Source organism: Serinibacter salmoneus (genome assembly GCF_002563925.1).
Lineage (GTDB): Bacteria > Actinomycetota > Actinomycetes > Actinomycetales > Beutenbergiaceae > Serinibacter > Serinibacter salmoneus.
The window spans coordinates 931,409-954,540 of record NZ_PDJD01000001.1 but is presented as its reverse complement, the minus strand read 5'-3'; the positions used below and the strand labels follow the sequence as shown (position 1 = coordinate 954,540).

Here is a 23,132-nt window from a genome sequence, read left to right as displayed (position 1 = left end):
CTATTTCTGTCACTGCGTCTCTCCCCCCGCCGTTTCCTGTCGTCCCTCGCGCGCTAGGTCACTCCCGCAGCCGCGCCACTCCTCGCGCCCTGCTTGTAATCGCTGCCAGCAGGTCCTCCACCACAGGCGCCGCGCCAGCCGGAACAGTCAGCTCGGTCCAGTACGTCCCATCGATGTGGACCCCGATCGCCGGCTCGGCGTCGCACGCCGTCTCCAGGTGCAGGCTGCGGAATGCTGTGAGCACCGGCTCGCCGGCGCCGGTCAGCGCATGGATCACTTCACCGCCGCGGAAGGAGATCACCTGACCGGAGGCGTCCACGTCGTGCATCGCCCAGGCATGCACCTCGGGCGTGACCTCGTCTGCGCTCACCACCACCCACTCGCTCGGCATCAGGTGCCTCCGAAGACGGCGGTCACGACGCGCTCGGGCGAGACCGCTGTCACCTCGCGCTGGAACTGCTCCCAGGTCGACCCGGCGCCGGTGAAGAGCCGCAAGACGGTAGGAGCGCGGCGGGGCCCCATCACGTCGGCGCTGGGGTATCGGCGCGTGTCCAGACCCAGTTGGGCGACGGCCACCGGACCGACTGCGACTCCCAGTGGACGGTCCACGGGGCGGGGCCCGGGGCGCCGTCCCCACGATCCGTGGAACTCCTCGCTCTCGCCCACGCTGATCATCGCTGCGTTGAGGCGAAAGCGCTGTGCCACCTGCGTCAGGTAGCCACGGATCCTCGGGTGTGCGGCCAGCGCGCCATCCCCCCGCTCGGCTGCCTGGGCCAGGTCAGGATCACGGGCGGGCACACATGCGCGCACGTGGTGCATCAATCCGTGCCGGGTGCGAGACACCGCGACGCTCAACCGCGCTCCGTGGGCGGTTCCGGCCAGGTGGCGGGCCGAGCGTGGCATCTGGCGGCGCAGCGAGTGCGTGACCTCTTCGTGGGACCACCGGTGTGTGAGAGGTTCCACGAGTCCCCACCGATCGATCGATCCTGCACCCAGCGCCTCCACCACGGTGTCCGGCAACGCGCCGATCCTGCGCCCGGGATCGGATCGCTCGCCCACGAAAGTCTCGACGATGATCGTCGGGACGATGCCGTCCCGAGTCGATGGCGGAGAGGGCAACGGTGGCTGCGACCACAGTTGCTCCCACGTCGCAAGAAGTGGTCCGCCCCACGCAGCGCGCACACCTGTGGCGCCGTCCACCGCCCAGCGCCCCTCGATTGCGCGAAACGCCTCGACCACGAAGGTGGAGATGTGAGCATCGTCCCGGGTGAGCAGCACGGCACGACACCGCGTTGACTGGGCCTCAGCCACGAAGTGCGCCATGGGCGCACTCATGGTCACCCGGCGCGCGTGGGAGCGGTAGATCGCGTACGTCTCGCCATTCTCATCCACCCGCAGATCCACCAGAGGATCAAGCAGCGCGCTCACAACCAGCACCCGATCGCAGATTCGCCCCTGCCGATGAAGGACTTCGTGAGCGTGCGCCAACAGCCTCTCACCGCGCGTCCCTCCCCTAGCCCTCGACCATGTCCGTGGGGACGCTAGCGGGCCTGCGGGGTCAGGACCATGGGGAGAAGTCCCCATCGGCGGGCGCGGCGCGACACTGCAACTGGCAGTGTCGCCTGCGCGCCAAGCGGCGAGGACTCACACCAGCGACTCCCACTCACCCCACGCCGGGACCGGGAGATACAAATCCGCTACCGGCACATCCGTGCGACGCGCCTTAGTGAACGTCTTGGCCACCAGATCATGCTCCTCCACACGACCGGTGCCATCCTCATTGTTGTACGCATGCCATCGCCGCACCGCACGATGCGCCGCCACCGGCAATTCCGGGTTGTACTCCCCGAACTCCCACACCACCGCAATGTCCTGGAACAAACGCCCACCGCCCACATTCTTCCACCACGACTGCGACGTGACCACCCCCACTCCCGGAGCCACCGCCTCCTGACGCGACACCGTGAACGATGGATCCGCACCTGGCGTCACAGTGATATAGAACGGCACAATCCCCGTCGCCTCATCCACCGGCGGCACCAACGCCAACCGCTCCCCGGGCACATGAAACCGGCGCCGCGCCTCCCCCTCATCAATCCACCCCAGCCACCGATCATCCGGAACCGCTGACTGCAACCGATAATTGAACATCCCACAGAAACGCCACTGCACGACAGTTCCTCTCATGGTGCTGGGGTGTGGATGCGCAAGAGGCCCCTGGGGCGCTCCAGGTCATCCCAAGCCCTGCCCGCCCGGATCGCCCCGCGGCAGGCCGAGCAGTCGGGCCCGATGAACGCTAGCGGGCATGCGAGGTCAGGGCCATGGGGAGTAGTCCCCACGTCCTCAGCCGACGCGCGGACGGACCTGGGCCGAGATCGCGGCCAGGAGATCGGCGACCGCGGGGACGATCGCGACGGCGCCCGCGAGCTCCCCCGGATCGGCGTACCCCCAGTCCACGCCCAGGCACGCGATACCGTGCTCGGCCGACCCCTCGACGTCGTGGTGTCGGTCGCCGACCATGACGATGCGCTCGGTGGTGGGCACCCGGGGGCCGAGGTCCGCGAGGGCATCGGCGATGACGGTCGCCTTGGAGGAGGGAATGTGGTCCAGGGGCGCGCCGTAGACACCGTCCACGAGGTCGCTCAGTCCGTACCGCTCGCAGATGGGCCGCGCGTAGACCTGCGGCTTGGAGGTGGCGATCGCGAGCGTGTAGCCCGCGCCGCGCAGCTGCTGCAGCACCTCGGGGACGCCCGCGAACACGCGGGAGTCCCACATGCCGCCCGCCTCGAAGGCGGCACGGTAGGCGGTGACGGCCTCGGTGAGTCGCTCCTCGGGCACCCCGTGCGCGCGCATCGAGGCGGGCAGCGGCGGGCCGACGAAGGAGCGCAGACCCTGCTCGTCCGGCACCGGCAGGCCGAGTCGCTCGAACGCGGCGATCACGCTCGCGGTGATCCCGGGGGCGGAGTCCATCAGGGTGCCGTCCAGGTCGAGCAGTACCAGGGGCGGCGGAATCGGGGTGGGGTGCTGGGCGGAAGCCTGCGCGGCGCTCACGCCAGTTTCTCCTGCACCCGCGCGATCTTGGAGTCCAGTTGTCCGGGCTCAGCGCCCGGGCGGATGTCCGCCTTCAGCACGAGGGAGACCCGGCCCGCGTCGGCGCCGGCGGCCTCACACGCGCGGCGCACCACGTCCATCAACTCCTCCCATTCCCCCTCGATCTCGGTGAACATCGAGCCGAGCCGGTACGGCAGGCCGGAGTCCTTCACGACCTGGACGGCGGCGGCCACGGCGGCCGAGACCGACCCGTCCGGGGAGGCGCTGGAAGTGGGGGCGACGGAGAAGGCGATCAGCATGACTCCATCCTCTCCCACGCCCGCTGGCGCTCGCTCCCGGCGGATCGCCGTCGCGCACGGCGGATGCGTGGCGGCTGCGCCCGACGCCGTCGGCAACGCCGCAGGTCACAGGCGTGCCGCTCGAGCGCGTGGCACGCACAACCGCCGTGGGCGAAGGCGATCCGCCGTCCGCGAAGCGCTGCCGGCGACACGCTGCAGCCCGCGACCGGCAACCGACACCTCGCCTCGCCACCTCCTAAGGTGGCGAGCGTGATTCTCCTCGAGGTGGGCTTCGTCGTCCTCGGCCTCGCACTGCTGGTCGCCGGCGGCGAGGGCCTGGTGCGCGGCGCCTCCTCCGTCGCCGTCCGCCTCGGCATGTCGCCCCTCGTGGTGGGCCTGACGATCGTCTCGGTGGCGACCTCCTCCCCGGAGCTCGCGGTCGCCGTCGGCGCGGTGCTCGGCGGGCAGCCGGAACTCGCGGTCGGCAACGTGGTCGGCAGCAACATCGCGAACATCCTGCTCATCCTCGGGATCTCGGCCCTCGTACTGCCGCTCGTGGCGCGACGCCGGTTGGTGCGGATCGACGTCCCGGTGATGGTGGCGCTCTCGGTGCTGCTCCTCGTGCTCGCCCTGGACGGCGACATCTCCGGGTGGGACGGCGCGCTGCTGCTCGCGGTGTTCGTGGCCCACATGGTCTGGGCTGTGCGCACCGGGCGCGGCGGTAGCGGCGCGGGGCCTTCCGAGAATGGTGAGGACGACGGGGACGCCGACAGCAAGCCGGCCACCATGGGCCGCTCGGCACTGCTCATCGTCGTGGGCGTCGGACTGCTGGTGCTCGGCTCGCAGCTGCTGGTGCGGGGCGCGAGCGCCATCGCGAGCGCCTTCGGGCTGAGCGACCTGGTGATCGGCCTGACCGTGGTCGCCGTCGGGACCTCCCTGCCGGAACTCGCGGCCTCGATCATCGCGGTGCGCAAGGGTCAGCGGGACCTGGCGGTCGGCAACGTGGTCGGGAGCAACATCGCCAACATCGGCCTCGTGCTGGGGCTGCCCTCGATCCTCTCCGCGGGCGGGATCCCGGTGGCCGATGCCGCCATCGCCCTGGACATCCCTCTCATGGTGGCCGTCTCCCTCGCCCTGCTGCCGATCGCGTTCACCGGGTTCGTCATTCAGCGCTGGGAGGGCGCGATCTTCCTCGCGCTCTACCTCTCCTACATGACCTACCTGGTGTTGTGGGCCGGGGATCACGCGGCGCTGCGCGGCTTCACCGCGGTGATGACGGGCTTCGTGCTGCCGCTCATCGTGCTCACCCTGGCGCTGTCCGTGGCGTATGAGATCGGGCTGCGGCGGGGACGCAAGAGCCTGGAGGGCGCCCCGAGCGACGACGGGTGAGCCGCCGGCCGCACCGGGCGGTCGGACGCGCTCGCTGACGGCGGTCGCGCGCGCTCGCTGACGGCGGACCGCCCTCGCCCGCGGCGGATACACGCGAGCGCCTCACGAGGGAGCCGGCATCACTGCAGGTCACAGGCCTGCAGCGCCAGCGTGGGCCGTGCAGAACCGCCGTGCGCGCAGCCGATCCGCCGTGCGCGCAGCCGATCCGCCGTGCGCGCAGCCGATCCGCTCGGAATCGCCCGCCGCCGAGGGCGATCTCGCCGGATGTCCCATCCGGACCGGCGACAGGAGGATAATCACCGGTGATGCCTCCGGATACCACCTCTGCTTCGCCTGCCCAGAATCAGCCGACCCCGGGCGAGACCGCCCCCAAGCCCCGCAGCACCGCCGCCACGATGGTGCAGATCCTGCGCTGGGCGCGCCCGGCCGTGCCCCGCCTCATCCTCGGCGGCATCGCGGCCCTCGGGGCGAGCCTGCTGGCGCTGGCGATCCCGCAGGTGCTGCGCGTGGTGGTCAACGGCCCGCTGCTGACGTCGGAGTCGCGCACGGGTGTGATCCAGGCGGCCCTGCTGGTGCTGGGGCTGGGGTGCCTGGAGGCGCTGCTGGCGTGGAGCCGTCGGGTGTTCATCGCCACCCCCGCCACGACCGTCGAACACGACATGCGCACCGACCTGTTCGACCACCTGCTGGACCAGCCCAGTTCCTTCCACGACCGGTGGGCCGGCGGTCAGCTGCTGCAGCGCTCGATGGGCGACCTGTCCTCGATCCGCCGCTGGGTCGCGTTCGGGCTGGTCATGCTCATCGTCTCGACCGTCACCATCGTGGTGGGCGTCGTCCTCATGGTCACCACCGCCTGGCAGCTCGGCCTGATCTACCTCGCCGGTGCGATCCCGATGGTCTGGCTCGGCTTCACCTTCCGCACCGACTACGCGCGCGCCGCCCGACGGGCACGCGACCAGGCGGGCGACCTCGCCGGCACCGTGGAGGAGTCGGTGCACGGCATCCGCGTGCTCAAGGCCTTCGGTCGCGGGGAGGACGCCCTGGGCGACTTCGCCCGGCAGGCGGATGAGTTGCGCGAGACCGAGGTGCACAAGGCCCGCACCCTGGCCCGGGTCTCCCTCGCCGTGACCGCGATCCCCGAGGGCACCCTCGCCCTCGGGCTCGGTGTGGGCATCTGGCTGGTCACCCAGGACGCCCTGAGCGTCGGCGCCCTGGTGGGCTTCATGGCCACCGCCGCCGTGGTCAACCGGCCTTTGGAGAACATCGGCCAGTTGCTCGCCACCACCCTGGACGCCCGCGCCGCGGCCGACCGCTACCTGGAGGTCATCGACCTGCCCAACGCCGTCGCCGACCCCGCCGCACCGCGCCCGGTCGGAACGCCCGGCCCCGCGGGCAGCACCGTGGAACTGCGTGACGTCCGCGTGGTGCTGGGCCACCGGACCGTGCTGGACGGCGTGGACCTCACCCTGCCGGCCGGGCGCACCACCGCGCTGGTGGGCCTGACCGGATCGGGCAAATCGACCCTGCTGCAGCTCATCCCGCGGTTGATGGACGTGGATGAGGGCAGCGTGCTGGTGGACGGGGTGGACGTGCGCGAGGTGCGCCGCGGGGACCTGCGCCGCGTGGTCTCCCCCGCGTTCGAGGACCCGGTGCTGTTCTCCGCGAGCGTGCGCGAGAACGTGCTGCTCGGCCTCGAGGCCCCCACGAGCCCCGCGGAGGAGGCCGAGCAGACGGCCCTCATGCAGCGCGCGCTGGATGCCGCGCAGGCGGGTTTCGTCGCCCGCCTCCCGCAGGGCGTGGACACCGGAGTCGGCGAGGAGGGGATGAGCCTGTCCGGTGGTCAGCGCCAGCGACTGGCCCTGGCGCGCGCCATCGCGGCGAAGCCCCGGGTGCTCGTCATGGACGACCCTCTCTCCGCCGTCGACGTGGCCACCGAGACCGCAGCCACCGACGCCCTCAAGGAGTTGCTGCCGGGCACCACCACGCTCGTGGTGGCGCATCGACCCTCCACCGTGGCACTCGCCGATCAGGTCGCCGTGCTGCAGGACGGGCGGATCAGCGCCGTGGGCACGCATGAGGAGTTGCTGCGCAGCCACGCGCACTACCGGTACGTGATCAGCGACATGGAGCATCCACCCGATGCCGCCGAGCCCGGGCAGGACGCCCCCACCCCGGCCCCCACGCCCGTCCCCGAGGGGGTGGGTCGATGAGCACCGCGCTCCCCAGCGGCCCGCGGCCCGAGGAGCAGCCCGGCCGCGACACCGAACGTGCGGCCGGCGCGCGCGCCTCCCTGCAGTTGCTCGGATCCCTCCTGCGGCCTGTGCGCGGCCGCGCCATCCTGCTCGCCATCACCGTCGCGGGTGCCCAGCTCGCCCTGGCCTCGGGGCCCACCCTGGTCTCCTACGGGATCGACTCGGGCATCCCGGCCCTCATCGACGGCTCCCCCGCCCCCGCCCTGGCGGCCGTCCTGGGCTACCTCGGGATCGCCGTCGTGGGTGGCGTGCTGGCCGCCGAGACGGTGCGGATGGCCGCCCGGGTCAGCCAGGCCATGCTGCTGGACCTGCGCACCCGCCTGTTCCGCCACACCCAGCGCCTGGACCTGGAGTTCCACGAGGGGTACACCTCGGGCCGGATCATCTCCCGGCAGACCTCCGACACCGAGGCGCTGCGCGAGCTGCTGGACGGCGGCGTCACCACCCTGGCCGCCAGTGGCCTCTCGATGGTCTTCACGGCGACCTACCTGCTGCTCCTGGACTGGGTCAGCGGCCTGGTGCTGCTGATCGCGATCATTCCCGGCGCCATCCTGACCCGCTGGTTCCAGTTGCGCTCGCGCGTGCAGTACACCAAGCAGCGCAACGCCTCGGCCCGCGTGATCGTGCGGTTCGTGGAGGCCATGACCGGTATCCGCGCGCTGCAGGCCTTCCGCCGCGAGCGGGTGGAATCGGCCCGGTACGACGGCGTGGCGCGCGACTTCCAGCGCAGCACCGCCGAGTCCATCCGGCTGTTCGGGCTGCTGGACTCCGGGCTCATCCTCATCGGCAACGTCACCGTGGCCGCGGTGCTGCTGGTGGGCGGGTTGCGGGTGCTGGCCGGCGACATCGAGGTGGGGGTCCTGGCCGCCGCCGTGCTGTACGCGAAGCGGTTCTTCGCGCCATTGGCGCAGATCGGCACCTTCTACAACTCCTTCCAGTCCGCGATCGCGGCGCTGGACAAGCTCGCGACGCTGCTCCTGGAGGAGCCCACCGTGCCCGAGCCGGAACGCCCGCGGCCGCTTGCCCATCCGCGCGGCGAGGTGCGGTTCGACGGTGTGGAGTTCGGGTACGGCCGGGGCGCCTCGGTGCTACCGGACCTTCACCTGGAGATCCCCGCGGGTCAGAACCTCGCGATGGTCGGCACCACCGGCGCGGGGAAGTCCACCATCGCCAAGCTCGTGACGCGGTTCTACGACGCGCGCTCCGGGTCGGTGAGCATCGACGGCGTGGACGTGCGCGACCTCGCCACCCCGGACCTGCGGCGCGCGGTGGTCATGGTCACCCAGGAGGCCTACCTGTTCTCCGGGTCGGTCGCCGCGAACATCGCGATCGGCAACCCCACCGCCACCCGCGAGGAGGTGATCGCGGCGGCCCGTGCCGTGGGGGTGCACGAGGTGATCGAGCAGTTCCCGCAGGGCTATGACACCCCCGTGGACACCCGCGGCGTGCGCCTGTCCGCGGGTCAGCGGCAGCTGGTGAGCTTCGCGCGCGCGTTCCTGGCGAACCCGGCGGTGCTCGTGCTGGACGAGGCGACCAGTTCGCTGGACATCCCCGGGGAGCGGATCGTGCAGCAGGGGCTGAGGACCCTGCTCGCGGGTCGCACCTCGATCGTGATCGCCCACCGCCTCAGCACCGTCATGAACGCCGACCGGGTGCTCGTGCTCGAGCACGGTCAGATCATCGAGGACGGCACGCCGGAGGAGCTGGCGGCCGGGACCGGGCACTTCGCGGCGCTGTACGCGGGGTGGCAGGCCACCCTGGGCTAGCGGCGGAGGCGGGGTTCGCGGGGGCCGGGCTGGCCGCGCAGTCCCTGCTCGATGAGTGGCGGGGCCGCCTCGGGTGGCCGCTGCAGCCGAGGCGTGGCGCCACCCCGTCCTCACGAGAGACGACGAAGCCCGCGAGATGGTGCGCCCGGCGTCGACGCTCGCGCGTTTCGCACCATCTCGCGGCCCTCACGTCGCCGCAGCCGCGTGGCCAGCAGCACCACACCGAAGGCGAGGCCGTAGAACGTCGCCATCCCCGCGCTGGTGGCGGCGTCCAGCACGTACGCGAGCCAGAACCCCGCCAACGCCCCGGCCGCCGCGATCCCCGCGGCGAACCCGAGCATCACCGGGAGCCGATCGGTCAGCAGCCGCGCCGTGGCCGGCGGGATCACCACGAGCGCGATCACGAGGATCGCCCCGGCCGCGTTGTACGCGGCGGTCACCGTGAGCGCCACCAGCAGCATGAACACGGCGTTGACCAGGCCGGAGCGGATCCCGATGGTGCGCGCGAACACGGGGTCGAAGGTGGTGAGGGTGAGGGTGCGGTGCAGCAGGGCGAGCACGACGGCGTTGAGCACCAGCATCCCGAGCATCAGGTACAGATAACGCGGCCCGAGCGCGAGCCCCGCGATCTCGAGCTGGTCCCAGGCGGCGAGGTTCAGGTCCCCCACGAGCACCGCGTGGGTGTCCAGGTGCACATTGGCCGCATTCAGCGTCACGAGGATCACCCCGATGCTGAACAGGGCGGGGAAGATCAGGCCCTGCGGCGCGTCCCCGGTGAGCAGCCCGGTGCGGCCGAGCCACTCCGCGCCGAGCACCACAAGCATGCCCGCGAGCGCGGCCCCGAGGATGAGCACCGGGGAGTCCAGGTCCCGCGTGAGCAGGTACCCGAGCACGATCCCGGGCAGCACGGCGTGGCTGATGGCATCGACCAGCATGGAGCTGCGGCGCAGCACCACGTAGGTGCCCGGCAGGGCGCAGGTGACGGCGGTGACGACGGCGAGCAGCGCCACTCCCAGGGCGAAACTCATGGCTGCGCTCCTTGCTCAGGTACCCGCTGCTCAGGTACCCGCTGCTCAGGCACCCGCTGCTCAGCCACCCGCTGCGCACGCGCCTCGTGCGCCCGCACCTCGCGCGTCAACTCCGCCTGGAGCGCGCGGCGTGCCCGACGGCGTCGCGCGGCCCGCAGCAGCACGCTGCGTCGCGGGGAGGCCAGCAGGGAGAGGAGCAGGATCGCGAACAACGTCAGCACGATCACCGGTCCGGTCGGCACGGTTCCCAGCGCGATGGAGAGATAGGCGCCCAGGGCGCTGCCGACGGCGCCGATCGCCCCGGCGAGTGCGACCATCGCGGGCAGGGACTGCGTCCACTGGCGGGCGGCCGCGGGGGGCGTGACGACGAAGGCAACCATGAGCACCAGGCCGACCGCCTTCACGCCGATGACCGTGGCGATCACGATCGTGGTGAACATGAGCGTGTCGACCAGGCGGGTCCGCATCCCCAGGGTGGCGGCGAGGTCGGGATCGAAGGTGCGCAGGGCGAACTCGCGCCAGTACACGAGCATGATCGCGAGCGCGACACCTCCCACCGTGAGTGAGGTCGCGAGGTCGGCGCGGGTGATCGTGGAGGCGTTCCCGAACAGGTAGTCCTGGATGCCGCCCTTGCCGGGGAAGTCGCCGTTGGTGACGATCCGCATGAGCAGCATTCCCACCCCGAAGAACGTGGCCAGCACGATCGCCATCGCGGCGTCGATGCGCAGCACGGTGAGGCGCTCGATCGCGTTGGCCGCGAGCACCGCGAGGGTGCCCACCACGATGGCGCCGGCGATGAGCCCACCCATGTTGCGTCCGTCCAGCCCCAGGGCGACGGCCGCGAGGAACACCACGAGGGTTCCGGGCAGGGCGGCGTGGGAGATCACGTCGGAGATCAGGGACTGCCGGCGCAGGTAGGCGAAGCTGCCGAGTGCCCCGGCGACCAGCCCGATCGTGGTGGTGCCGAGCACCACCATCCGGTAGGTGTGGTTCCCCCACACCTGCGCGAGGCTCGGGAGCTCGGCGAGCACGCCGGTGGCCACCGCGGCTGTGTCCCACACGCCTGCTGCCAGGTCGCTCACGGCGTCCCCCCGAGCAGCCCCCCGCCCAGGGCGCCCATCTCCCCCACCGGCACGTCGTAGGCGGTGGCGATCGACGCCGTCGTGAAGGCCTCGGCCAGCGGCCCGGAGGCCACCACTCGGCGGTTCAGCAGGGTGACGTGGTCGCAGTAGGCGCGCACGGTGGGCAGGTCGTGGTGCACGAGCACCACGGTGCGCCCGGCCGCGCGCAACTCGTGCAGCACGCGCACGATCGATTCCTGGCTGCGGGCATCGATCCCGGCGAACGGCTCGTCCATCAGGTACAGGTCGGGGCGGCGCACGAGGGTGCGGGCGAGGAAGACGCGCTGGCGCTGCCCGCCGGAGAGTTGCCCGATCTGCCGGTCGGCGAAGTCGGCCATCCCGACCTCCTCCAGGGCGACCAGGGCGCGGTCGCGCTCCTCGCGGCGGCGCCGCCCCAGGCGCGGTCGCCAGCCGTCGTAGGTGCCCATGGCGACGACGTCCGCTGCCGTGGCCGGGAAGTCCCAGTCCACCCCCGCCGCCTGCGGCATGTAGCCCACGCGGTCGCGGACCGCTCCGAGCCTCTGCCCGAAGAACCGCACGCTCCCGGTGAGGGCGGGCAGGAGTCCGAGCATGGCCTTGAGCAGGGTGGACTTCCCGGCGCCGTTGGGTCCGACGACGCCCATCACCACCCCGGCGGGCACGGCCAGATCGACCCCGCGCAGCACCGCATCGGCGTGGTAGGCCACGCTCAGGCCCCTCACCTCGGCGACCGGGGACGCCACGGGACCGGGGGAATCGGGCACAGGATTGGGCACGGTCACGGTGTTCCCTCCAGCGCGCCTTCTCCCTCCGGGGTCCCTCCGAGGGCGCGGGCCACGGCGTCGGCGTTGTGGCGGAACACCCCGAGGTAGGTGTCCACGCCCGCCTGCGCGCCGAGGGAGTCGGCGTAGAGCTCCTCGGTGGCGATCTCGACGTCCCAGCCGCGGTCGACCACGGCCTCACGCAGGCTGGTGATCGCCTGCGGGTTCGCCTGGTTGTCCTGGAAGATCACGGGCACCTCGTGCTCGGCGATGAGGTCGGCGAGCGCGGAGAGGTCCCCGGCGCTGAGCGCGGCCTCGGTGGAGACGAAGTCGGTGGCATGCACCTGCAGGTCGAAGGTGTCGCCGAAGTAGGCGAAGGCGTCGTGGCCGGTGATGAGGATGCGGGGCTCGGGGATGCCGGCAAGGGCCTCCTGCGCCTCCTGGGCGGCCTGGTCGATCTGATCGGTGTAGGCGGCGGCGTTCGCGCGGTAGGTCGCGGCGCCGTCGGGATCCAGCGTGGCGAGGTGGTCGGCGATGGCCTCGACGGCGAGGGACCACGCCTGCGGGCTGTTCCAGATGTGCGGGTCGTGCAGGGCGTTGCCCGCCTCGTCGCGCTCAGGCCAGTCCAACAACAGGTCCTCCGGGATCGCCTCACCGACCGCGAGTTGGACGTCGCCGAGGGAGGCGAGCTGGTCGTCCATCTGGGCCTCGAGGTGCAGTCCGTTCCACAGCACCACGTCGGCGCTGCGGATCGCCTGGATGTCCGCCGTCGACGGCTGGTAGGTGTGCGGGTCGCCGCCGGGCCCCACCATTGTGGTGACCTCGGCGTCCGGGGCGATGGTCGCGACGGCGTCGGCCAGGTAGCCGGTGGTGGCGTAGACGGTGAGCGCCTCCCCCGCGCTGGCCCCTGCGGCGTCACCGGCCCCGGGTGTCCCGGCGGAACAGCCGGCCAGGAGGCCGGCGGCGAGGGTCGCGGACGCGAGGCGGGAAGGGAGGTGGATCGCGTGAGACATCGGGCTCCTCTCGGGTGTGGGACCACCCTAGCCCAGGGTTTTGGCTTGCCAAACTTTCCTGACCTCAGCGTGCCGCGCGTCCACCGCATGGCTGGTGAGGGCACCCCGTCGCCACGTGAGAGCCTCGCGGCGCGACTCTCTCGCCGGCGGGTCACAGGCGATACCGTGGCGCCATGGCCCGCCGATCCCGCCGAGGAGAAGACACCGCGCCCGTGATCGACCCGGTCTCCCTGACGGACCTGCAGCCGGGCGACCGCTACGACCTCGAGGCGGAGGCCGACCTCGAGGGCTTCGAGATCACCGACCTCGACCTCGACGCCCTCGACCTGTCGCAGGCGAGGATCACCGGCTCACGACTGGCATCGCTGCGCGCACCCGAGGCGGACCTGAGCGGGGTGACCCTGCGCGACGTCGTCCTCGAGCACCTCGACGTCCCGGTGCTGCGGGGTGCGCGCGGCGATTGGCGCGACGTCGAGATCCACCACGCACGCCTCGGCTCCTTCGAGGCCTACGAGTCGCCCTGGCGGGCGGTGCACCTGGTGAACTGCAAGCTCGGCTACGTCAACCTGCGCGGCGCCACGCTGCAGGACGTGCAGTTCACCGACTGCACGATCGAGGAGCTGGACCTGCTCCAGGCCTCCGCGACCCGGGTGGCCTTCCGCGACACCCGGGTGCGCGCCCTCGATGTGCAGGGATCACGCCTGGCGCACGTGGACCTGCGAGGCGCCGAGGTGCAGGAAGTGCGCGGGATCGAGTCGCTGCGCGGCGCCATCATCGACTCCGTGCAGCTGAGCCTGCTCGCGCCCGTCCTTGCCCGCTCGCTCGGCATCGACGTGCGCGACGACGCCTGAGTCCGCCACGTGACCTGCAGACGCGTCGTGCGTACTCAGCCCTGGGTTCGGGCCACCGCCGTGTTCGTGGCCTGCGCGAGCGGCCGCATGATCATGAGGTCGATGTTCACGTGCCGCGGCCGGCTCAGGGTCCACACGATGCCCTCGGCCACGTCCTCGGCGCTCAACGCGTGCATGCCGGCATAGACGGCGGCGGCTCGCTCGGCGTCCCCGCCGAACCGGTTCAGGGAGAACTCCTCGGTCTCCACCAGCCCGGGGGCGAACTCCAGGATGCGCACCGGACGCCCGATGAGCTCCTGCCGCATGGTCAGGGCGATCTCACGTTCGGCGCGCTTCACCCCGGTGTACCCGGCTCCGCCGGGGTAGGCCCCGTGCGCGGCGGTGGAGGTCACGAACAGCACGTCTCCCCCGCCGTCGGCCTCCAGCAGCGGCAGGAAGGTCTGGGTGGTGCGCAGCGCGGCGAGCACGTTGCGCTCATACATGGTCTGCCAGTCCTCGATCCTGCCGCTGGCCACCGGGTCCTGCCCGAGGGCGCCGCCGGCGTTGTTGACCAGGGCGGTCAGCCCGCCGCCCGCCGCGACCTCCTCACCCAGGCGTGCGACGTCGTCGCTCACCGTGAGGTCCGCGGCCACCCAGTGGCAGCCGGTCTCCTGCGCGAGGGCCTCGAGTCGGTCGGCGCGGCGCGCGGTCGCGACCACGTCCCACCCCTGGCGGCGCAGCAGCCGCACCGTGGCGGCGCCGATGCCGGTGGAGGCACCGGTCACGACGGCGCGGGGCGGGATGGTCTCAGGGCTGGGGATGGTCATGGCTGCTCCTGGATTCGGGGGTAGATCATGAATCGGGGGTAGGTCATCAAGCCTGCTCGATGTCGGTGAGGGTGGCGTCGATCGCCGCCAGGCCCTCGGCGATCTCCTCGTCGGTGACGATGCACGGGGGGACCACGTGCAGGCGGTTGTCCTGGACGAACGGGAGCACCCCGCGCGCCATCGACCCCGCCTTCACCGCTCCCATCGCCGCAGCCGGTAGCGGCTCACGAGTGGCCCGGTCGGCCACCAGTTCCACCGCCCAGAACACCCCCATCCCCCGCACCTCACCGATCACCGTGTGCCGATCCGCCAGGGCCCGCAATCCCGGCCCCAGCACATCCCGCCCGATCCGCGCGGCGTTGGCCACGATCCCCTCGGACTCCATCACACCCAGCGCCGCCACGATCGAGGCCATCGCCAACGGATGCCCCGAGTAGGTCAACCCGCCCGGGAAGACCCGCTCATCGAAGTAGGAGGAGATCGCCTCGGAGATGATCACCCCACCGGCCGGCACGTACCCCGAGTTCACCCCCTTGGCGAACGTGATCAGATCGGGCACCACCCCGTAGGCATCCAGCGCGAACCAGTGCCCGGTCCGACCGAACCCGGCCATCACCTCATCCAGGATCATCACGACCCCGTACCGATCACAGATCTCCCGCACCCCCGTCAGGTACCCCGCCGGGGGCACCAGCACCCCCGCCGTCCCCGGGATCGTCTCCATCAACACCGCCGCCACCGAGGCCGGCCCCTCGGCCTGGATCACCCGCTCCAGGTGATGCAGCGCCCGTTCACACTCCTGCTCCTGGTCCACCGCCCAGAACTCGCTGCGGTACAGATACGGCCCGAACGCGTGCACATGCCCACGCGCGTACTCGTTCGGCACCCGCCGCCAGTCCCCCGTGGACACGATCGCCGCCCCCGTGTTCCCGTGATACGACCGGTACAGGGAGACCACCTTGTCCCGCCCCGTCACCTGCCGCGCCATCCGGATCGCGTTCTCGTTCGCATCCGCCCCGGCATTGGTGAAGAACACCTTCGCGAACCCCTCCGGGGCATGCGACAGGATCGACTCCGCAGCCCGGCCGCGCACCAGATTCGCCGTCGCCGGCGCCACCGTGGTCAACACCCCCGCCTGCTCCCGGATCGCCGCCACCACCACCGGATGCTGATGGCCGACGTTCGTGTTCACCAACTGGGAGGAGAAGTCCAGGAGGGTGCGGCCGTCGTGATCCCACACCCGGGAGCCGGAACCACCTGCAACCACCAGGGGCGTGCGCCCGTCCTGGGCGGACCAGGAGTGGAACACGTGCTGGGCGTCGAGGTCGAGGGCCTCGGCGTTCAGCGCATCACCGCTCGATGCGCCGGCGCCCGTGCCGGTCGTGGTGGGGGACATCGTGGTTTCCTCTCCTGATCAGGCCGCCCCAGGGTGCGTGCCTGCCTGCTGATCTGCCTGCCTCGATCCAACCCCACCGGCGCGATTCGCGCGCGGGCGGGGCCCCGCGGCCGGGCGATCGCCCGGCCGCGGGGTGTGGCTCAGGCTCCGCCCTCGTTGAGGGTGACCTCGATCGGGGCGAAGGACTCCCCGACCACGTCGTAGCCCTCCGCCTCGAGTTCGGCCAGGGCCTGCTCGATGTAGGTGGTGGACAGGGCCGACTCGGGCGGCTCGGTGCTGATGATCGTGGCGCCGGTCTCGTTGCTGGTGCCCAGCGCGAGGTCCACGGTGCGGTCCCACACCTCCTGGTCCACCAGGCCGATGCCGCCGGTGGTGGAGGGCCACACGAGCTTGTTGGTCTCGTTGGTCATCCACAGCTGGTGGCTCTCCCCGAGGGTGGAGCCGGCCTCGGTGACGATCGTGGCGGTCTCCTCGGGGTTGTCGCGGGCGTAGATCCACCCCTTGACGGTGGCCTTGAGGAACCGCACCGCGAGGTCGGCGTAGGCCTCGTCCGTCTCCAGCCGCTCGGTGTCCGCCCAGACGGCGTCCTGCAGCATGGCCACGCCCTCCTCGTTCCAGTCGATGACCACGAAGTCCTCGGCGGTGTACAGCTCGCCGGTGTCCGGGTTCACGGTCTCCAGCAACTGGGCGTACTCGTTGTAGGTCATCGCCTGCGCGGCGTCGATGTCGCCGTTGAGCAGGGCGAGCATGTCGAAGGCCTGGGTGACCATCTCGAAGTCCTCGACGCCCGCCTGGTTGAGGCCGGCGAACAGTTCCCACTCGTTCCCGTATCCCCAGGAGCCGATGCTGGCCCCCTCCAGGTCCTCCACCCCGGTGATGCCGGAGTCGGCGAAGGCCACCTGCAGGGTGCCGGAGCGCTCGAAGATCTGCGCGATGTTCGTGATGCCCGCGCCCTGTTCGATGGAGCCGAGCACCTTGGGCACCCACGCGATCGCGAAGTCGACCTCCCCGGCGGCCAGGGCGTCCTGCGGCACGATGTCACCACCGGACTCGATGATCTCCAGGTCGATCCCCTCCTCCTCGTAGTACCCCTGGTCCAGGGCCGCGAAGTACCCGGCGAACTGCGCCTGGGTGAGCCACTGCAGCTGAAGCGAGACGGGGGTGAGTTCACCGGAGTCCTGCGACCCCGACTCCTCTGACGACTCAGTCGACTCGCCGGACTCCGATCCGGAGTCCTCGCTCCCGGTGTCCTCGCTACCGCCCGAGCACGCGGCCAGCAGCAGAGCCCCTGCGGCGCCGGCGGCCAGGGCGCCGGTCCATCGTGTCCTTCGCATGGTTCCTCCAGGGATCGCGGCGGCGGAGATCTCCGCCGCCGGGCGGGGCGTCGCTGATCAGCGACGCCTGGTCACGGCCGCCTCGAGGGCGTAGGTGGCCGTGTAGAACAGCAGGCCGACGACGATCCCGCCCAGCACGTACGCCCAGGCGAGGGCGTAGTTGGAGCCGGCGGCCGCCGTCGTGATGAACGACCCGATGCCGGAGCGCGGGCCGCCGAAGTACTCCGCGACGATCGCGGCGATGACCGCCTGCGCCGAGGCGAGGCGCAGCCCGGTGAAGACGAACGGCAGGGCGGTGGGAATCGTGACGGCGCGGATCACCGTGGCCGCGGGTGCGGCCAGGGCACGCATCAGGTCGCGGTGCACCGCGCGCACCTGGTGCAGCCCGCGCAGGGCGTTGACGTACACCGGGACGAACGCCGCCAGACCCGCCACGATCACGCGCGCCTGCTCCGAGCTCGCTCCGTACATCGAGTACAGCACCGGGGCCAGGGCCACGATCGGCACGACGGCGAGGGCCGAGACCACCGGATCGGCCAGCGCGTCCAGGGCCCACAGCTGGGAGGCGAGCAGCGCGAGCAGCACCGCGAGCAGCGACCCGATCACCAGGCCCGCCAGGGCGTTGCCGGCGGTGACCAGGGAGGCGGTGAGGATCGGATCGGCGAACTCCCCCGCCTCGGCGGCGATGGCGCTGGGCCCGGGCAGCACGAACGGCGGGATCTCGGCGAGGGTCACCGCCGCCTGCCACAGGCCGATCAGCAGCGCGAGCAGGACCACGGGCGGCAGCGCCTGGCGCAGCACGCCCCTCACCGCGGAACCCGTCGTCGCAGACCCGCCATCGCAGACCCTCTCATCGCACGTCCACCCCGAGACCGGCGCTCTCCCCGGCGTGCAGGCTGTGACGCACCCGGGCGAGGGCCTGGGTGAAGTCCTCCCGGGCGCGCAGGTCGTCGGCGGCGGCCGCATCGGTGGCGCTCTCGCCGCGGTCCAGGGCCACCGGGATGATCTCCCGGATCCGCCCCGGGCGGGGGGACATCACCACCACGCGGTCGGAGAGGAACACGGCCTCGGGCACCGAGTGGGTGACGAATACGACCGCGGCCTTGGTCTCCTCCCGGATGCGCAGCAGCTGCGCCTGCAGGTGCTCGCGGGTCATCTCGTCCAACGCCCCGAACGGTTCGTCCATGAGCAGCAGGCTGGGCGAGGTGGCCAGGGACCGGGCGATCGCCACGCGCTGCTGCATCCCGCCGGAGAGCTCATCGGGGTAGCGCTCGGCGAAGTCGGCCAGGCCCACCATCTCCAGCAGATGATCGGCGCGTTCACGCCGGGTGCGGCGCCCGTCCCCGGCGACGGCGAGGGGCAGTTCCACATTGGCGCGCACCGACCGCCACGGCAGCAGGCCCGCCTGTTGGAACGCGATCCCGTAACTACGGGCCAGTCTGGACTGCCGCGCGCTCGTCCCGAACACCTCCAGGGTCCCGGAGGTGGGCTGGTCCAGGTCCGCGATCAGGCGCAGCAGGGTAGACTTCCCGCACCCGGAGGGACCGATGAGGGAGACGAACTCCCCCGGCTCCACGATGAGGGAGACCCCGTCCAGGGCGGTCACCGTCCCGCTCGCCGAGGCGAACACCCGCGTGAGGTCCACGGCGTGCACGGCGTGCGCGGTCATGCCGCCACCTCCCCGCGGCGGAATCGGCGCAGGCCGGAGCCCAGCAGCGCCACGGCACCGGCAGCGAGCAGCCCCATGAGCACGGCCCCGAAGATCGGGGCCCACGGCTTGGCCGGGTCGCTGCCGGCGAAGGCCGCGAACTCCACGATCATCCGGCCCAGGCCATCGGGCAGGCCGGTGGCGACCTCGGCCACCACCGTGCCGATCACGGCTCCGGCCGCGGCCAGGCGCAGCGCGGGGAGCAGGTACGGCACGCTGGCCGGCGACCGAAGCCGCAGCATCGTCGTCGCCCAGGTCGCTCCGCAGGAGCGCAACAGCTCCACCCCGATCGCGTCGGGTGAGCTCAGGCCCCGCAGCATCCCCACGGCCACCGGGAAGAAGGCGAGGTAGGAGGCGATCACCGCCACCGACATCCACGCCTGCCACTCGAAGGAGCCGAACTCCAGCTGGGAACCCCAGCTGCGCACCAGGGGCGCCAGGGCGATCAGCGGCACGGTCTGGGAGAGGATCACCAGCGGCAGCACGGCGCGCTCCACGATCCGCACCCGCTGCATCGCCACCGCCAGCACGACCCCTACGCCGACTCCGATGAGCCAGCCGACCACCGCGATCGCCAGGGACAGCATCATCGCCTCACCCACGGCCAGCCACAGCACCTGGGCGCCGGTGCCGCCGGTGACCGGCTCGAAGAGCCGGGCGACCATGTCCCAGGTGTGCGGCATCGCGACATCGGTGGTGCGCGGCAGGATCCGCGTCTCGCCGATCGACCACCCCTGCTCGGGCCCGAGAGCCTTGTAGGCCTCCCACACCGCGGCGAGCAGCACCACGGCCAGCACGGCCGCGACCGGCTTGATGCGCAGGGCTCGCCTCATGAGGTCGCCGTCACGGTCTGGGCCATCGCGGGGATGACGCGCTCGCCGTACAGCCGCATCGTCTCCTCCTTGTTGTCGTGCTGGAGGTAGACGGCGAACTGGGTGGTGCCCAGCGATTCGAGCTCACGCAGTCGTTCCACGTGCTCGTGCGGGGAGCCCAGCAGGCAGAACCGCTCCACGATCTCGTCGGAGACAAAGGTGGTGTGGGTGTTCCCGGCGCGGCCGTGCTGGTTGTAGTCGTAGCCCTCACGGTCGCGCACGTAGTCCGTGAGCGCCTTGGGTACGGCGGAGTCGGTGCCGTAGCGGCGCACGATCTCGGCCACGTGGTTGCCGACCATCCCGCCGAACCAGCGGCACTGCTCGCGCATGTGGGCGCGTTCGGCGGGCGCCGCGCCGTCGCCCACGTAGGCGGGGGCCGCCACGCAGATGTCCACCTCGTCGGGGTCCCGTCCCGCGGCCTCGGCGGAGTCCCGCACGGCCCGGATCATCCACCGGGCGATGTCGGGGTCGGCCAGCTGCAGGATGAACCCGTCCCCCACCCGGCCGGTGAGGTCGAGCGCCCTGGGGCCGTACGCGGCGACCCAGACGTCCAGCGCCGAGCCCCGCGACCAGGGGAACTGCACCCGCCGTTCGGCGTCCGTACCGGGGGCCAGCACGGCGCCGCGGGAGTTGCCCAGCTCGCGGATGACCGCGATGGAGTCCTCCAGGGTGGCGAGGTTGGAGGGGCGCCCGCTCAGGGTGCGCACGGCGGAGTCCCCGCGCCCGATCCCGCAGATGGTGCGGTTGCCGAACATCTCGTTCAGGGTGGCGAAGTGGGAGGCGATCACCGTCCAGTCCCGAGTGGCCGGGTTGGTGACCATCGGCCCGACCGTGACCCGGTGGGTGGCCGCCAGGATCGCGGAGTAGATCACGAACGGCTCCTGCCACAGCAGGTGGGAGTCGAAGGTCCACACGTACTCGAAGCCGTGGGTCTCGGCCTGGCGCGCCAGGTCGACGGTGCGCCACGCGGGCGGGTTGGTCTGCAGCACGACGCCGAAGTCCATGGCTGCTCCTCTCGTGGGGTGCCGGTGGTCTCAGATCAGGTACTGCGACAGCTCGCGCCGCTGGTAGGTGCCGTGCCCCACTCGGCCGTGGAAGGCGCCGCCGGCCACGATCACCTGGCCGCGGGAGAGGACCACGTCCACGTGCCCGTCGATCTCGTAGCCCTCCCAGGCGGAGTAGTCCATGTTCATGTGGTGGGTCTTGCCCACCCCGATGGAGGTGTGGCCGTGGGGGTCGTAGACCACGACGTCGGCGTCCGCCCCGGGGGCGAGCACCCCCTTGCGGCCGTACAGGCCGAACATCCGCGCGGGGGTGACGCTGATGAGCTCCACCCAGCGCTCCAGGGTGATCTGCCCGGTGACCACGCCCTGGTAGAGCAGGTCCACGCGGTGCTCCACGGACCCGATGCCGTTGGGGATCTTCGCGAAACTCCCCAGGCCCATCTCCTTCTGGTCCTTCATGCAGAACGGGCAGTGGTCGGTGGAGACCAGCTGCAGGTCGTTGGTGCGCAGGGACTTCCACAGGGACTCCTGGTGTCCCTCGTGCTTGGAGCGCAGCGGGGTGGAACACACCCACTTCGCCCCCTCGAAGTCACCCCACTCCTCGCTGACGGCGGCGAGCTGGTCCTCGAGGTTGAGGTAGAGGTACTGCGGGCAGGTCTCCCCGAACACGTTCTGCCCCGCGTCACGCGCCTGGGCGATCTGGGCGACGGCCTGATCGGCGGAGACGTGCACCACGTACAGCGGCGCGCCGGTGAGGTTGGCGAGCATGATCGCACGGTGGGTGGCCTCCGCCTCGGCCTGCCAGGGGCGGGTGTAGCCGTGATGGACCGGGGAGGTCTCGCCGCGTTCCAGGGCCTGCTGCACCAGCACGTCGATGACCGAGCCGTTCTCGGAGTGCATCATGATCATCGCGCCGTTCTCCGAGGCGCGCTGCATGGCCTTGAGGATCTGCCCGTCGTCGGACAGGAACACCCCCTTGTACGCCTGGAAGAGTTTGAAGCTCGTGACGCCCTCGGTGATGAGGGTGTCCATGGCCGTGAGGGAGGAGTCCTGCACGTCGGAGAGGATCTGGTGGAAGCCGTAGTCGATCGCGCAGTTCCCGGCGGCCTTCTCCTGCCACAGGGCGAACTGGGTCAGGGGGTCCTCCCCGGCGTACTGGACCACGAAGTCGATGATCGTGGTGGTCCCGCCCCAGGCGGCCGCCGTGGTGCCGCTCGCGAAGGTGTCGGAGGCGAAGGTGCCGCCGAACGGCATCTCCATGTGGGTGTGGGCGTCGATGCCGCCGGGGATCACGTACTTCCCGGTCGCGTCGATCACGCGGTCCACGCTGCCGGCGAGGTCGTGGCCCAGGATCGTGGACCCGGGCGGGAGGATCGCGGCGATCTGCTCGCCGTCGATCAGCACGTCGGCGCGGCTGCGGCCGGTGGCGTTCACCACGGTGCCGCCGGTGATGAGGGTGGTGGTCATGGCTGCTCCTGCGGGGGACGTCAGGTCACGGGGTGCTGGTCGCGGGCACGGGTCACGGGGCGCTGATCGGGCCGTAGCTGTCCGGGCGCCGGTCCCGGTAGAACTGCCAGGTCTCGCGCTGGGTGCGGACCTTGGACAGGTCCGCCTCCCGCAGGATCCAGCCAGCCTCGGTGCCCGAGGCGATGTCCCCCACGAAGTTCCCGTCCGGACCCACGAGGTAGCTCGAGCCGTAGAAGGACACCGCCTCCTCGCCGTACTCGTTCGCCTCCGAACCCACACGGTTGGCGGCGGCCACGAAGTAGCCGTTCGCCGCCGCGGCGGAGGGCTGCTCGATCTCCCACAGCCGGTTGGACAGACCCGGCTTGGTGGCGTTCGGGTTGAACACGATGTCGGCTCCCGCCAGTCCCAGGGCTCGCCATCCCTCGGGGAAGTGCCGGTCGTAGCAGATGTACATCCCGATGCGACCCACGGCGGTCTCGAAGACGGGGTAGCCGAGGTTGCCCGGGCGGAAGTAGAACTTCTCCCAGAACTTCTCCACGTGCGGGATGTGGTGCTTGCGGTACTTGCCGAGCAGGGTGCCGTCGGAGTCCACCAGCACCGAGGTGTTGTAGTAGATCCCGGCGTGCTCCTCCTCGTAGACGGGCAGCACCATGACGACGCCGAGTTCCTTGGCGAGGTCGGCGAACCGGTTCACCGTGGGCCCGGGGATGGTCTCGACGTAGGAGTAGTAGTGCGGGTCCTGCGTGATCCCGAAGTAGGGGCCGGTGAAGAGCTCCTGGAAGCCGACGATGTCCGCCCCGGCGGCCGCGGCCTCGCGGGCGTAGGTCTCGTGCAGATCGAGCATGGAGGCCTGATCGCCCGTCCATGGGGTCTGGGTAAGTGCTACCTGCACGGTCGTCATGCGCGTCTCCTCGCCTCGCTGGGTCTCGGCGAGGGGTGCGCGCGGGGCGTGGGCCCCGGCGCCCTCGCCACAATGTGATCCTGAGGATTGGACATTTCTGCGGCGTAACCCGGTGTTTTCTTTTCGCGAACATTGCTGACGCGTGACCGCACGAT

Annotated in this window: 22 protein-coding genes; 4 read left to right on the top strand and 18 right to left on the bottom strand. The window is 71.3% G+C overall.

All coding sequences use genetic code 11. The features are described from left to right. Nucleotides 1-58 precede the first annotated feature (58 nt). The 5 genes from ATL40_RS04115 to ATL40_RS04095 all read right to left on the bottom strand — a co-directional run bounded on the left by ATL40_RS04115 (nt 59) and on the right by ATL40_RS04095 (nt 3,350). Entirely contained in the window at nt 59-391 is a 333-nt protein-coding gene (locus tag ATL40_RS04115) for a hypothetical protein (protein WP_098468427.1), read from the bottom strand. Continuing rightward, complete coding sequence (locus ATL40_RS04110) at nt 391-1,392, bottom strand: DUF6177 family protein (RefSeq protein ID WP_143556856.1); 1,002 nt, start codon at nt 1,390-1,392, stop codon at nt 391-393. Before ATL40_RS04110 ends, ATL40_RS04115 begins: the two co-directional genes overlap by 1 nt. A gap of 252 nt (nt 1,393-1,644) precedes the next feature. Beyond that, the gene (locus ATL40_RS04105) at nt 1,645-2,172 is read right to left on the bottom strand and encodes a hypothetical protein (RefSeq protein ID WP_098468425.1); all 528 of its coding nucleotides are present in this window, start codon (nt 2,170-2,172) and stop codon (nt 1,645-1,647) included. A gap of 171 nt (nt 2,173-2,343) precedes the next feature. Next, nucleotides 2,344-3,051: an HAD hydrolase-like protein gene (locus ATL40_RS04100; protein ID WP_245866706.1), complete on the bottom strand. Its 708-nt coding sequence runs from the start codon at nt 3,049-3,051 to the stop codon at nt 2,344-2,346. Continuing rightward, entirely contained in the window at nt 3,048-3,350 is a 303-nt protein-coding gene (locus ATL40_RS04095; RefSeq protein ID WP_098468424.1) for a thiamine-binding protein, read from the bottom strand. Before ATL40_RS04095 ends, ATL40_RS04100 begins: the two co-directional genes overlap by 4 nt. 249 nt (nt 3,351-3,599) lie before the next feature. Here ATL40_RS04095 and ATL40_RS04090 point away from each other — a divergent pair, with 249 nt between their 5' ends. The 3 genes from ATL40_RS04090 to ATL40_RS04080 all read left to right on the top strand — a co-directional run bounded on the left by ATL40_RS04090 (nt 3,600) and on the right by ATL40_RS04080 (nt 8,736). Continuing rightward, complete coding sequence (locus tag ATL40_RS04090; RefSeq protein WP_098468423.1) at nt 3,600-4,718, top strand: calcium/sodium antiporter; 1,119 nt, start codon at nt 3,600-3,602, stop codon at nt 4,716-4,718. A 305-nt stretch (nt 4,719-5,023) separates the two neighbouring features. Next, nucleotides 5,024-6,928 (top strand): ABC transporter ATP-binding protein, encoded by a 1,905-nt coding sequence (locus ATL40_RS04085; protein WP_342747596.1) that lies wholly within the window; start codon nt 5,024-5,026, stop codon nt 6,926-6,928. Next, nucleotides 6,925-8,736, top strand: a complete 1,812-nt coding sequence (locus ATL40_RS04080; RefSeq protein WP_098468421.1) for an ABC transporter ATP-binding protein — start codon at nt 6,925-6,927, stop codon at nt 8,734-8,736. Before ATL40_RS04085 ends, ATL40_RS04080 begins: the two co-directional genes overlap by 4 nt. A 110-nt stretch (nt 8,737-8,846) precedes the next feature. On the opposite strand, the gene ATL40_RS04075 is transcribed toward ATL40_RS04080, so the two are convergent. From ATL40_RS04075 to ATL40_RS04060, 4 genes are read right to left on the bottom strand one after another with little or no spacing between them, the layout of a single operon-like run. After that, nucleotides 8,847-9,764 (bottom strand): metal ABC transporter permease, encoded by a 918-nt coding sequence (locus ATL40_RS04075; RefSeq protein WP_098468420.1) that lies wholly within the window; start codon nt 9,762-9,764, stop codon nt 8,847-8,849. After that, nucleotides 9,761-10,846, bottom strand: coding sequence for a metal ABC transporter permease (locus ATL40_RS04070; RefSeq protein WP_245866704.1), 1,086 nt, complete (start codon nt 10,844-10,846; stop codon nt 9,761-9,763). The genes ATL40_RS04075 and ATL40_RS04070 overlap by 4 nt, the downstream gene beginning before the upstream one ends. Further along, nucleotides 10,843-11,640: a metal ABC transporter ATP-binding protein gene (locus ATL40_RS04065; RefSeq protein ID WP_245866702.1), complete on the bottom strand. Its 798-nt coding sequence runs from the start codon at nt 11,638-11,640 to the stop codon at nt 10,843-10,845. The genes ATL40_RS04070 and ATL40_RS04065 overlap by 4 nt, the downstream gene beginning before the upstream one ends. 2 nt (nt 11,641-11,642) lie before the next feature. Next, entirely contained in the window at nt 11,643-12,638 is a 996-nt protein-coding gene (locus ATL40_RS04060; protein WP_098468419.1) for a metal ABC transporter solute-binding protein, Zn/Mn family, read from the bottom strand. Between the two features lie 173 nt (nt 12,639-12,811). On the opposite strand from ATL40_RS04060, the gene ATL40_RS04055 reads away from it, so the two are divergent. Next, the gene (locus ATL40_RS04055) at nt 12,812-13,489 is read left to right on the top strand and encodes a pentapeptide repeat-containing protein (RefSeq protein ID WP_098468418.1); all 678 of its coding nucleotides are present in this window, start codon (nt 12,812-12,814) and stop codon (nt 13,487-13,489) included. A 35-nt stretch (nt 13,490-13,524) separates the two neighbouring features. Here ATL40_RS04055 and ATL40_RS04050 read toward each other — a convergent pair whose 3' ends face one another. The 9 genes from ATL40_RS04050 to ATL40_RS04010 all read right to left on the bottom strand — a co-directional run bounded on the left by ATL40_RS04050 (nt 13,525) and on the right by ATL40_RS04010 (nt 22,977). Beyond that, nucleotides 13,525-14,295 (bottom strand): SDR family NAD(P)-dependent oxidoreductase, encoded by a 771-nt coding sequence (locus tag ATL40_RS04050; RefSeq protein ID WP_098468417.1) that lies wholly within the window; start codon nt 14,293-14,295, stop codon nt 13,525-13,527. Nucleotides 14,296-14,341: 46 nt separating this feature from the next. After that, nucleotides 14,342-15,691, bottom strand: coding sequence for an aspartate aminotransferase family protein (locus ATL40_RS04045; protein ID WP_098468416.1), 1,350 nt, complete (start codon nt 15,689-15,691; stop codon nt 14,342-14,344). A gap of 140 nt (nt 15,692-15,831) precedes the next feature. Continuing rightward, complete coding sequence (locus tag ATL40_RS04040) at nt 15,832-17,025, bottom strand: ABC transporter substrate-binding protein (RefSeq protein WP_098468415.1); 1,194 nt, start codon at nt 17,023-17,025, stop codon at nt 15,832-15,834. A 57-nt stretch (nt 17,026-17,082) separates the two neighbouring features. Next, the gene (locus ATL40_RS04035; RefSeq protein ID WP_245866700.1) at nt 17,083-17,835 is read right to left on the bottom strand and encodes an ABC transporter permease; all 753 of its coding nucleotides are present in this window, start codon (nt 17,833-17,835) and stop codon (nt 17,083-17,085) included. A 40-nt stretch (nt 17,836-17,875) separates the two neighbouring features. After that, a complete protein-coding gene (locus tag ATL40_RS04030) occupies nt 17,876-18,694 on the bottom strand; it encodes an ABC transporter ATP-binding protein (protein ID WP_098468413.1) in 819 nt (272 codons plus the stop codon). Continuing rightward, the gene (locus ATL40_RS04025; protein ID WP_098468412.1) at nt 18,691-19,566 is read right to left on the bottom strand and encodes an ABC transporter permease; all 876 of its coding nucleotides are present in this window, start codon (nt 19,564-19,566) and stop codon (nt 18,691-18,693) included. The genes ATL40_RS04030 and ATL40_RS04025 overlap by 4 nt, the downstream gene beginning before the upstream one ends. Then, nucleotides 19,563-20,609: a TIGR03842 family LLM class F420-dependent oxidoreductase gene (locus ATL40_RS04020; protein WP_098468411.1), complete on the bottom strand. Its 1,047-nt coding sequence runs from the start codon at nt 20,607-20,609 to the stop codon at nt 19,563-19,565. The genes ATL40_RS04025 and ATL40_RS04020 overlap by 4 nt, the downstream gene beginning before the upstream one ends. Nucleotides 20,610-20,639: 30 nt before the next feature. Further along, the gene (hydA, locus tag ATL40_RS04015; protein WP_098468410.1) at nt 20,640-22,076 is read right to left on the bottom strand and encodes a dihydropyrimidinase; all 1,437 of its coding nucleotides are present in this window, start codon (nt 22,074-22,076) and stop codon (nt 20,640-20,642) included. Nucleotides 22,077-22,128: 52 nt separating this feature from the next. Next, a complete protein-coding gene (locus ATL40_RS04010; protein WP_098468409.1) occupies nt 22,129-22,977 on the bottom strand; it encodes a nitrilase-related carbon-nitrogen hydrolase in 849 nt (282 codons plus the stop codon). Nucleotides 22,978-23,132 lie beyond the last annotated feature (155 nt).

Bases quoted from the DNA above. Each gene is read 5' to 3' on its own strand.
- ATL40_RS04075 (WP_098468420.1), bottom strand. From the start codon at position 9,764: ATGAGTTTCGCCCTGGGAGTGGCGCTGCTCGCCGTCGTCACCGCCGTC.
- ATL40_RS04085 (WP_342747596.1), top strand. From the start codon at position 5,024: ATGCCTCCGGATACCACCTCTGCTTCGCCTGCCCAGAATCAGCCGACC.
- ATL40_RS04030 (WP_098468413.1), bottom strand. From the start codon at position 18,694: ATGACCGCGCACGCCGTGCACGCCGTGGACCTCACGCGGGTGTTCGCC.
- ATL40_RS04025 (WP_098468412.1), bottom strand. From the start codon at position 19,566: ATGAGGCGAGCCCTGCGCATCAAGCCGGTCGCGGCCGTGCTGGCCGTG.
- ATL40_RS04010 (WP_098468409.1), bottom strand. From the start codon at position 22,977: ATGACGACCGTGCAGGTAGCACTTACCCAGACCCCATGGACGGGCGAT.
- ATL40_RS04080 (WP_098468421.1), top strand. From the start codon at position 6,925: ATGAGCACCGCGCTCCCCAGCGGCCCGCGGCCCGAGGAGCAGCCCGGC.
- hydA (WP_098468410.1), bottom strand. From the start codon at position 22,076: ATGACCACCACCCTCATCACCGGCGGCACCGTGGTGAACGCCACCGGC.
- ATL40_RS04040 (WP_098468415.1), bottom strand. From the start codon at position 17,025: ATGCGAAGGACACGATGGACCGGCGCCCTGGCCGCCGGCGCCGCAGGG.
- ATL40_RS04055 (WP_098468418.1), top strand. From the start codon at position 12,812: ATGGCCCGCCGATCCCGCCGAGGAGAAGACACCGCGCCCGTGATCGAC.
- ATL40_RS04020 (WP_098468411.1), bottom strand. From the start codon at position 20,609: ATGGACTTCGGCGTCGTGCTGCAGACCAACCCGCCCGCGTGGCGCACC.
- ATL40_RS04095 (WP_098468424.1), bottom strand. From the start codon at position 3,350: ATGCTGATCGCCTTCTCCGTCGCCCCCACTTCCAGCGCCTCCCCGGAC.
- ATL40_RS04060 (WP_098468419.1), bottom strand. From the start codon at position 12,638: ATGTCTCACGCGATCCACCTCCCTTCCCGCCTCGCGTCCGCGACCCTC.
- ATL40_RS04050 (WP_098468417.1), bottom strand. From the start codon at position 14,295: ATGACCATCCCCAGCCCTGAGACCATCCCGCCCCGCGCCGTCGTGACC.
- ATL40_RS04045 (WP_098468416.1), bottom strand. From the start codon at position 15,691: ATGTCCCCCACCACGACCGGCACGGGCGCCGGCGCATCGAGCGGTGAT.
- ATL40_RS04115 (WP_098468427.1), bottom strand. From the start codon at position 391: ATGCCGAGCGAGTGGGTGGTGGTGAGCGCAGACGAGGTCACGCCCGAG.